Raw genomic sequence first — 805 nt, 5'->3', positions numbered from 1 at the left:
ATTACGGTACCACAAGATGTGACGCTAGCGGCACGTGAAACCAAGGAGGTAACAGCGCATGTCACAGTACCGCAAGCCGGTCTAACGGGTATTTCGTCGGGCGCTTTCACTTTCCGCGACAAGGATTCACAACAACATGCCCAGGCAGCCAGTGCCGGCATGGCGGTGAAAAATGTCTATGCCTTCCAAATTGCCGTTCTGATGCGACAACAAAAAGACACACCGTTTACATTTAATCAAATTCAACGGTCTGGTTTGCAGTTGCATACAGTGGCTGCTGGTCAAGTGAACGCCCGTAATGTGATTAAGGCTAATTTGCAAAATCCATTGGCAAAGTATATTAACGACTTTACAACGGTCGCTATCATTAAAAAGGCCGACAGTGATAAGACGGTATTATCACAAACGAATACGGATCAGCAAATGGCGCCAAATTCAAATTTTGACCTGGCAATCGCGTATGCAAACGGCGCTGCGATGAAGCCAGGCAAGTATGTCCTAGATTTAACAGCATATGGTCAAAAAGATGATCAAGGTGGCTATCAATTTACGGATGCCGCTAAGACGACAAAGTTTGCCCACCGCTGGCATTTTGAAAAGACATTCACGATTACGGGATCAGAGGCAACGCAATACAACAAGGCGGACTTTACGGTTACAAAGGATGCCTTTAATTGGTGGAGTTTGTTAGCTGTACTACTAGCAGTCTTGATTACAGTGTTCTGGTTCATTCTATGGAAGCGCCGTCGTGATGATGAGTAAGAAAGTGAGCAAAACTAATGAGAAAGGGACTAATCAAGATCAT

Annotated in this window: 1 protein-coding gene; it reads left to right on the top strand. The window is 45.2% G+C overall.

Annotated elements, in window-relative coordinates; all coding sequences use genetic code 11:
• Positions 1 to 762, top strand: a 762-nt coding sequence (locus WEIDD23_RS09060; protein ID WP_197458867.1) for a DUF3324 domain-containing protein, incomplete at its 5' end; no start/stop codon positions are given.
• Between the last annotated feature and the right edge of the window lie 43 nt (positions 763 to 805).

Origin of the sequence: Weissella sp. DD23 (assembly GCF_001579105.1) — a bacterium.
GTDB classification, from domain to species: Bacteria; Bacillota; Bacilli; order Lactobacillales; family Lactobacillaceae; genus Weissella; species Weissella cibaria.
Note: the sequence above shows the minus strand (reverse complement) of the source record. Positions and strands in the feature narration are given on the sequence as shown.